The following is a 9,564-nucleotide window of genomic DNA, read 5'->3' on the forward strand; positions in this document are numbered from 1 at the left end:
TGGCCATCGGCCTGGCACGCCTGCTCGGCTGGACCAACATCGCCGCTGCCACCGACCACTACCGCAGCCACCCAGCCGACGGTCTTCAACTACTCGGTCTCACGACATGAGAACGCTTCAGCCCTGGGGTGGACGTACAGAACGTCATGGAAGGTGGCGTCCACGCCTTTATACGCCGAGGCCAACAATATTCGAACGAAGTCAGCTCCTACCGCCAAGCTGTAGCGCAGCTGATGAGCCGGTCCTCGCAGTCCGCCGGCCATACTCCACCAGGTAGCGGGCCACAACAGGTGTGAGCTAAGCATCGACGGCCTTAGTCGTTGTCATCGACCTAGCGCATCCTGCAGCAGTGAAGATCACTTAATGTCGCTACCGATTACGCCAGAGCCAGTGACCGTACAGACCCATCGCGAACGCACCTTGACCTGGAGATTCGCGGAAGGCAAGCTAGCCCTTATGGCCAAGGACGACAATGTTAGTGAAGTAGAGCGCGTCCCCCCGCCCGAGCAAAAGACATGCTGGATGTGCGGCTTGCCTGCTATATGCGGAGAGCATGTGCCGGGACGTGATGAGATACGCGGATTGTGTGCCGCACATGCCGAGGCAGTCTTTGGACCAGAAAACCCCTCATGGAAGCAATTAGATAGCATTGCGACACGTGAGCTATTTGAAGAATGGCTTCGCGGAATGACCATCGTTGCGCACGCCAAAGGGCGCTCCTCAGAGGAAATCATGGCTGAGATTGCCGCCGTCAACCGACATAGCGAGATAAGTCTCAAGTTGACAACCCCTCTCCCGCCTGGCGAAATGCGTCAAATTGGAGAGACTATCCGCGCCCTCAACCTGCTGCGCAGCAGAGAGGCTAGCGTACATATGGATATTACTATGACTCTCGTACGCTGGCTTGCCGAGGCAACCGAGCAAACGACGAGCGAGGTCATCCAGCAATTGGCTCTCACAATCGAGGCCGCTCCAATTGAAGACCTTTAAGTGCTTTTAAACGTCTAGCTCGATAACTCGCTAATAGCTTAGGCAGGACGCCGCCATCACTAGACGCGTTTCGCGGACGAGCAGGTCCACACTGGATACGCATAGTGTTTAGGAGCGCCACGAAGCGTTGCATTACGTACCGCTCCCCTTGGATAATAGATAGGTAGGATCACCCTTATGCGCATGTCTCAATTAGAGAGCCAGTAGCTGGCGTCGTGTGCTTGCGTTCAGCTGGCTTCGGGGATTGTTTCTAGCCCGGGTAGTGGGGCCTGACCTGGGCGAGGAACTGAGGGCGGCTTCCTCGACTCATCGCTTACCGGAAATACTTGTGCGAGCTCAAGGTCTTGGACTGTGATAAGTGGTCCGGAACAGATACGCTCTAGAAGCCTGTTTTGTGTGGACTCAAGGTCTACTAGCCGGCCAAGTACGTTGAGCAGGTCAAGTAGGTCATCGATAAATTGTCTGATCCACTCTGAGGTTCGTATCTCGTCCAGAGGTGAGCTCGCTTTTCCGTTCTGCCGTGGTTTGCGGCAGCGGTATTCGCCCCAGGTGGGTACCACACGATGTTCACCGATGCGGTAGTTCCATACCTCGCTACGCACTGGCGATATTTCATATTCATCGAGTCGGATAGCCTGGGCCTGAGGGTCGTAGGATAGGCGGTCTGACATCCCGCCTGATACTTCGGACGCCGTCCGAAGAACAGGGCGCTGATGCAGCTCCAGACAAGGTCGTGCGCGAGGCCGATCCCAGTCGTTCGCGCAGCGTTCCCCGTACGTATGGAGCCAGATAACCTCGCTTCCAATACGAGTGGCTTCAGTCCACATACTCGTGTCGGCGGTGAATGGAACACGTATGCCAGGCAATCTCAAGTCTCGTTTATAGCGTGTGACATATCCTGAGTGAGAGGTGACACTAGCAAGATAGCCGAGAAAGTCCTGCGGTGCGACATGGACCCCCAGCCGATCCTCCAAATAGCGAAGTAACCCAGATGCGATGTTTACGTTGTTGCCGTGCCCGTCACGGTAGAGTGGACGAACACACCCTCCTCGCCCTCCAAAGTGGTGTACATAGGGGACGTTGGCGGTAAAACTCAGACCGGGGCCTTCCATCACCTGTCGATCGTGTTGTTCAGTGAGGAAGATCTGGTTAGCGCTGGCGACATTCCAAAGTTCAGACCGCTCGCGATCGACCACACGGCGATCGAGAATGATAAATTGGCGGTCGAAGCTATGGTATGCGATAGGTTCCACGCGCGGGTGAACCGTATCCTCTTCCCGAATGGAAGTCTGGGCGCCCGCGACAGCGGCATCTCCTGAAGGTCTGGCATCAATTGTGAGGAGTGAGCTTGGTTTGTGAGGTAGGTAGGCCTTTTTAAGTTCTGCAGGGGCAGTGATCAATCGCTCCCAACGACGTGCGAGTGTATCCCTATCGGGAGCTATTGGCCAGGTGCGGTTGGGATTAACGCCCGCATGTCCCCATGGCATGAGATCGTCGAGCGCGGGAGTGGCCAACCAGGCATCGCTGACCGGCACGAAGGCGTCGGTCCAGTCAGAGCGGCACTTTTCCCATCCAGATGCTTCCACTCCGCAATGCTCCAAGGTAAGTGCGTTGAGTTTATCCGTCCGGTCACCCGTTAGCGCTCGATAGTACACAGTGGCGGCCTTATCCTTCACCGACGTACTGCGCCGTATAAAAATGCCGATGCAAAGCGGCTGCTTAACTGTCGGAAAGAGGCGAGTAGAGACTGGAGACTCGTATCCCTCGGGTGAAATATCGATGATCCATCCTTCGTCCGCCGTTTCCCGCAGGTAGCGCCGCATGCCGGCAAACGCCTTGCTCGTCAAGTATGCCGAAGGAGTGATGAAGGCGACGACGCCGTTGGGATGCTCAGCGTGAGCGTCGAAAACCTTCCAAGTGGCCCATCTCCAGAAATACACCCAAGTGCTGTGCAGCTTATAGTCGAGCCGTCGGCTATTGGAGACGCGGAACCTGTCCAAAGAATGCGGAGCGCCAGGCTCAACGATCCATGGCGCTGGATCGCGTTGATGAGCCCGTTCCAGATAGGGCGGATTGGCGATCACTGCCATGACTGGCGTGGAAGCTTTGATTCTACGCGCGTTCTCCTGGGACTCTCGAAGTGCACTCTGAAACTGATAACTAGGTTCAAGTTGGCCATGTGGATCGTCCAGCGTATTGTTAAGGCACCGTGCACCCTTCTCGGGAACCTCGACGTTATATGCCTGAAGGGCCTGCTGGAGACGCATTTCCCCGACTGCATATGGCGCCGCCTGCCGCTCAAAGCCGATCAGTCGCTTCTCATACAATTCGCGCAGGTATGGCGAAAGGTCCGCGTCGGGAGCAAGTTGGGTGCGAACCGTATCAGCAACCGATCGCACTACCTCGACGAGGAACGTTCCAGTTCCCATAGCTGGATCGATAATTGTAACGTCGCTCGAAGCCAATCCGCTGGGAACTTTAACTACGTTCTTCAGAACGGAGTCAGTGAAATTTACCATAAATCTGGCGAGGACATCGGGGGTGTAGTATGAACCACTCTCGCGCTTCAGCGTGGGGTCATACGATTCAAGGAAATCTTCATAGATCACCCAATAGGGATTGTTCGCACCTGCTAGGTTCTCCCACTCGATAGGGGTCAGCACGTTGACAATGGTATCGATGGCCCGTAGTTGACGAGGACGTTTGAGGTCGGTGAGGATGAGAAGAGCACGGCCCATAAGGCGATGATGTTTTTCGAGCTTGATCGCAATATTGGAAAGCGATGAATTTTCCAGCGGCACATGGGATGCGCAGGCCAGCAGAAGCGCGAAGGTCACGGTTTGCGCATAAGCATCAGCGAAGTCCTTCGTTCCAAGTCTTGGGAAGAGTAGCATCCGCCACTCATCTGCCAGCTTTGTGAAGTGCCTTTCCCGCACAGGTTTATGCTGCTCGGCCTCGAGTAGCTCCTGAATCTCTGCACGCATAAGACGACACAGGTGCGCCAGGGTACGGATGAGGACCCTTAGCGATGGCGGTTGGGATGCAGGCCAGCGCAAGAAGGTGCCGATAAGCGCAAGAAGGTCTGCTTCTGATTCAGCATACAGGTCGGGTCCTGCATGCCGGAGATCTCCGACCAATGTGGCCTTATAGTCTAGTACTCCGTATGTGTAATGCGCCCAAGTCGTTCCGTCGGTGTACACCACATTTGGAAGGTCCATGAGAGCTTTGTACTGCCGTTCCTCAGCCTTTGTGAGGCGACATTCAGGAGGTACGCCTCGTCCGGGCGCCTTAAGCTCGAGGAATCCTACGAGCTGATCACCAACATCAACGCCGAAGTCTGGGATGACGCCGGATTTGAGCAGGTGCGCTTCCCCAAACGTCAACACGTCCAATCCCATGTGGTTTGCAATCTGCTTCAGCAGTTGGCTGACCGGGTCCCGGATCTGCTCTTCGGGCTTTGGCCGCACGTGGGCATCGCGATTGAGGCGACGGAGCTTCCGTGTGGCAGTCGCACCGAATTCAGAGATTGCTTGAGCGATGGTGAACGGAGGCTGTGACACGCCTGAGACCTTTGCCATGCTTGCCTCACGGGACGACAACGACTTCCACCTGGTTGTATGACAGGTTGGCATCAACGCCAAGAGTTGACATCTACTAGCGAACATGCATGTCAGCCGTTCCCCGGACCGAAATGAACGACTTTCGAAAGGCAGTTGCGACCGGTGGTGCTGCACGTTTTCGTGGGACTCCTGGCGGGTTCCGGCTGAGAAGCTCTAGTTCGTCCTAGCGGGACTGTGTCGATCGCATGTTCCATTTCCGCCCCGACACCGCTTCGGACTTTTCCAGCCACAGGCGAACCTGCTGCTCGCGAGCACCGACGCTATTCCGTTCCACGATGGGCCATCGCGTTGCCTTCGGCAAGGTGTACTGCACGTGCAGCGGGGTTCCCTGCTCTACATCACGGGGTTTGGCGCCAATACCGATCGCCAGCTTCGCCGAGCACCTGCTCTACCCCGACACACCGGACGTCGACCTGGTCATCCGCCCGAGGTGCTCTGGCCCGACTTCCGCGCCACCCACTTCTCCGAATGCCTCGACACCTACCTGCGGCGCCAGCACCAGTTCGGCGACGTACGCCCGTCCATGACCACGACAGGAGAGGGCCTCCGATGAGCCACACCACCCCGCAGGTCGACGTCTTCGGACCTGACTCCCTCCTGCACCGCCTGGTCAACGAGGCGTGCTGGGCCTCGCGGTGACCTGGGCCACTCTGCTGGAAGCCGCCTAGCCCGCAGATCGGCGCGGCGCTGATGGAGAGCTCCACGTTTCTCACCCACCCGTGGCGGCGCCTGCGCAACACCACGATGAGCTCGCGGCGACTCCTCGACCCCGACCAGCGCGTACGCGACCGCGAAGCAGCCCGGACACCCGGCTCAACCGCCTGCGCGCCCGCGTGTCCGGCACGATGCCCAGGGCCGCCCCTACCACGCGACCCACCCCGAGGCGCGCGCCTGGGGTGGTGGCGCCCCTGTTCGAGCCGACGGTGACGATGTGCGGACGGAGGCCGGGCTCATGACGCATCTGCACGGAACCGTAGATGCAGCATCGGTGGGGCGGCGACCGCTTCATGCTCGACCTGGATGCTCGAAGGTTGCTCGTACATGTTCGATCTGCTGGAAAACTTGGAACTCACTGACGCCAGTTTGGGACCCTGACCGTTCTAACGCACTACACGGGATGGGAGATATGGGACATTACATCGATGGTCTAGGATGCATGGTTGCTCGGTGGTTGCTCGCGTGTAGGTAATACGGCGCGACATTCGCCGGCACTCTCCAGCACGATCGCGGGGAGAAATCCGGCTACAGCCACACAAAACAGCACTCCGCGACAAGGAATGACACTAAGGCTCATAATCCGTGGGTCGTGGGTTCAAGTCCCACCCGGCCTACCACGCCGACCTGCGGCTTTACCCGGATCCGTAGTCGCGTCATCTGATCGTGAGTCACGGTGAGCCGCATGTGAGTCACGTCGTCTCCCGGCCTTGCCGATCTTCCGGTTGGTCGCCCGCCCCGCCCTCAGCACCAGCCGTGCCGTCGCGCGGGCGCTGTCGTGATATAGCTGCGGCAATACCGAGACGTAGGTGTCGGCGGTCAGCACGATGCTGGCATGCCCCAGCGTGCCCTGCACCACCTTCAACTCCGTACCCGACGCCAAAGCCAACGTCGCAGCTCCATGGCGCAGGTCGTGCAATCGGACCGGCGGCAGCCCGCTCGCACTCACCAGCTTGTGGAGGCGGTGCGTGAGATAACTCGGCTGCACCGGCGCCCCGCTGCCCAGGGTGAAGATCGGGCCGGTCGGTGACCACCACTCTCCCGGCAGCTGGCGCTGCGCACGCTCGTGCTGGCGCAGCAGCCGCACGGTCTCCGGATCGAGTGCCAACGTTCGCCGACTGGCCGCGCTCTTCGGCTCGCACCAGACCAGCCCCTCATCGGTGTGCACCAGCTGATGCGCGACCGTGAGCTCGCGCCGCTCCAGATCGACATCCACCCAGCGCGGCCCGGCCACCTCCCCGCGCGGCAACCCACGCAAGGCCACCAGCCACCAGCCACCAGCCACCACAAAACGAACAACGAATCCTCCCGCGCGACGCGCAGGAAGGCGGCCAACTGTTCGACCGTCCACACCGCCACCGCCGGACGCTCTCCCCACGCCGCCAGGCCGCCTCCCGACGCACCTGAGGCGGTCATGCTTCTTGTCGCAGTCAGGTTGATGGCCGCAAAGACCTCCGATCAGGCCCGCGCCCGTTTCGGTAGCGGTGACCGACCGTCGTATTACGGAGAATGACTTACCGCATACCGAAACGATCTTTATTTCTGCCTTACTCGTGTGTCAAGATCTCCTGGTTGACCCATCCTCCGATGAAGGGCTCCGGTGAACTTTCGCACATGCCGGCGTCCCGCTGCCTTCACGGCCGTTCTCGGTCTCGCCACCTCGTTATTAGTGGCAGTTCCGGTAGCAGCGGAATCGACGCCCACCCCCACGCCCGCCCTCTCCAGCACCCCATCGCCTGCCAATCCCCTGGACGCAGCCAAAGCCGAGGCCAAGAAACAGGGAAAGCAGATTGAGATCCCCAGCCTGCACACCGAGAACATGACGACGGTGGCCAATCCAGATGGCAAAACCGTCGGCACCTACGTCTTCCAGGCCCCGGTCCGATTCAAAGACGGGACGGGGAATTGGCGGGCGATCGACACCACCCTTGTCCAGGACGGCGGCGTCATAAAGCCGAAGGCGCTCAAGGACGAGGTACGGCTTTCCGTCGGCGGCGACACCGGACTGCTGAAAGTCAAGACGGCCGAGGCCGAGGCGCGACTGGGTGCCGTGCGGAACCTGCCCGCTCCTACACTCGCAGGAAACACGGCGACCTACACCGACGCCTATGGAAAAGGCATCGATCTGCTGCTGGAGGTCGGCCCGGCCGACGTCAGGCAGAAGGTCGTCATCAAGCAGCGCCCTACCGGACAACTCACCTTGCGGGTGCCCGTCGACCCAGGCGATGGCCTGAAATATCGCAGTAAATCGGGTCAGGCGGAGGTGCTGGACGACGGGAAGAAGATCGCCGATATCTTCCCTGCCGTACTTGTAGACGCGACGGCGGCCGAATCGGCGGCCACCGGCAAGATCGGGCACGCCGCAGCGGAATTCGATGGCGACGACCTCGTCTACCGGCCCGACGCCGCGTTCCTTACCGACCCCGCCACGACGTATCCGGTGACGTTGCTGGCCAATCCCACTCCTTGGTATGGCGCAGGATATCCGTCGGACACGTTCGTCAGTAACGATTCCCGCTTCACCGTAGGCGGCGCACAGCAGTACATGGACGCGATACTGGCCGGTCGCAACAACTACGACGGTGAAAGCTCGTATTACATCTACCGGTCGTACTTGAAGTACAACCTCACAGAGGCTCCCTGGTACGGCCGCCCCATCCTGAACGCCGACCTGCGCCCCTGGAACTACATCACCACGCACTGCGGCGGAGACGAGAACACGCCGAAGATGGCCGTGCGGCGCGTCACCAGCGACTGGGAGCTGAACGGATCGAGTTCGGTGAACCTGCGCTGGGACCGGCAGCCTTCCGTCACCACGACCGGCGAGGAGGTCAAGGGAGGCGGCGTCGGACGCATCAGGAAGGCCGGCGGCACGTACGTCTACTGCTCCCAGCCGGCGCAGGAGTTGTACTACTCTATCGAGGACATCGTCACTGCCTGGGCCACCGGCTCCCCGAACTACGGCCTCCAACTGGCGGCCTACGGGGACAGTGGCGGCACCTCGAACTTCCGCGAATACCTAAGCACCGAATGGGCCGGCATCGACGGCCGGGGCCCGGTGTTGTTCGTCGAGTACGACGCTCCTTCACCCAAACAGGCGAAGGGTATCTTCATCCCCTACGAGGACAACCCCACGGTGGGCGACGACCGGGACAGCACGTTCACGTCGGACACCGCACCCGTGGCAGACGCCCTCACCGAGGCCGAGGCGCTGAAGCAGATCGAGGCCGCCCCTGATTACGTCATGGAGGACTCGGCCCTCGCCCTGGGTGTCCCTGAGGATATGACCGCGGAGGAGTGGCTGGAATCCATCGAGGCCGTCCACGAGACGCCCGGCGACCCTCCGGACCCGGAACCCGGGCCGGATACCACGCCGCCGACCGTCGCGGGGACGTATCCCGAGCCGGACTCCACAGGCGTCCCGTACGCCACCACGATCCGCGCGGGCTTCAACGAGGAGGTCAGCGAGGCCCGCATCGAGGTGAAGGACCCGGCGGGCACCACGGTCACCGGCAACACCGCGATGGACGAGACGAACAAGGTCCTGTCCTTCCAACCGGCGCAACCGCTGCTCGCCGAGACCGTCTACACGGCGGAGGTCTCAGGCGCCCGGGACGCGGCCGGCAACACGATGATCTCGCCGTACCGGTGGTCGTTCACCACGGCCGAGGCGGACCGCACACCGCCCGCCGTCACCTCCACCATCCCGGAGAACGGCGCCACGCAGGTGATCGTGTCCGAGCCCGTGATCGCGTCGTTCAGCGAGCCGGTCAAGGACGCGCAGATCACGCTCAAGGCCCCTGGCGGAGCCTCCGTCGCCGGCACCGCCGGCATGGACGCCGAGCGCAGAACCTTGACGTTCAGCCCTGCGCAGGTGCTCGCCGCGGGCACGACCTACACGGTGGAGGTGTCAGGCGCCAAGGATGAGGCCGGCAACGTCATGGCGCCGCACACGTGGTCCTTCACCACCGGCGCGAACTGCGCTGCCCCGATCGTGTCGAACCTGCAAGTCCGCCCCTCGACCTCCAGAGGGAGCATCACCACGACCTCCACGCTGACGCCTGAGCTACTCGCCAGGGTCGTCGAAGACCACGGCTGCGCCTCCACCTTGGAGGTGCAGGTGGAGCATGATCCGGACTACAGCGAAGAAACCGGCCTCATCTGGTCCGGCAGCACGTCCGGCGTGGCATCGGGGTATGTGGGCGCCGTGCAGGTGCCGGCCGAGAAGCTGTCGGACGGC

At 60.8% G+C, this 9,564-nt stretch carries 5 protein-coding genes; 3 read left to right on the plus strand and 2 right to left on the minus strand.

Annotated elements, in window-relative coordinates:
• Positions 1-456 precede the first annotated feature (456 nt).
• Positions 457-990: a hypothetical protein gene (locus ACBJ59_RS60725; protein WP_153262112.1), complete on the plus strand. Its 534-nt coding sequence runs from the start codon at positions 457-459 to the stop codon at positions 988-990.
• Positions 991-1,217: 227 nt separating this feature from the next.
• Here the strand turns inward: ACBJ59_RS60725 and ACBJ59_RS60730 are convergent, their stop codons facing one another.
• Positions 1,218-4,568, minus strand: coding sequence for a type ISP restriction/modification enzyme (locus tag ACBJ59_RS60730; RefSeq protein ID WP_375119021.1), 3,351 nt, complete (start codon positions 4,566-4,568; stop codon positions 1,218-1,220).
• A gap of 472 nt (positions 4,569-5,040) precedes the next feature.
• Here ACBJ59_RS60730 and ACBJ59_RS60735 point away from each other — a divergent pair, with 472 nt between their 5' ends.
• Positions 5,041-5,163, plus strand: a complete 123-nt coding sequence (locus tag ACBJ59_RS60735) for an undecaprenyl diphosphate synthase family protein (RefSeq protein WP_228011237.1) — start codon at positions 5,041-5,043, stop codon at positions 5,161-5,163.
• 759 nt (positions 5,164-5,922) lie between these two features.
• Here ACBJ59_RS60735 and ACBJ59_RS60740 read toward each other — a convergent pair.
• On the minus strand, positions 5,923-6,675 hold the full coding sequence (locus tag ACBJ59_RS60740) for a site-specific integrase (protein WP_375119022.1): 753 nt from the start codon (positions 6,673-6,675) through the stop codon (positions 5,923-5,925).
• A 249-nt stretch (positions 6,676-6,924) separates the two neighbouring features.
• Between ACBJ59_RS60740 and ACBJ59_RS60745 the strand changes: the two genes are divergently transcribed.
• Positions 6,925-9,564 (plus strand): Ig-like domain-containing protein (locus ACBJ59_RS60745; RefSeq protein ID WP_375119023.1); only part of this gene is annotated, 2,640 nt, incomplete at its 3' end.

The organism is Nonomuraea sp. MTCD27 (assembly GCF_041950495.1).
Lineage (GTDB): Bacteria > Actinomycetota > Actinomycetes > Streptosporangiales > Streptosporangiaceae > Nonomuraea.

Bases quoted from the DNA above. Each gene is read 5' to 3' on its own strand.
- ACBJ59_RS60725 (WP_153262112.1), top strand. From the start codon at position 457: ATGGCCAAGGACGACAATGTTAGTGAAGTAGAGCGCGTCCCCCCGCCC.
- ACBJ59_RS60730 (WP_375119021.1), bottom strand. From the start codon at position 4,568: ATGGCAAAGGTCTCAGGCGTGTCACAGCCTCCGTTCACCATCGCTCAA.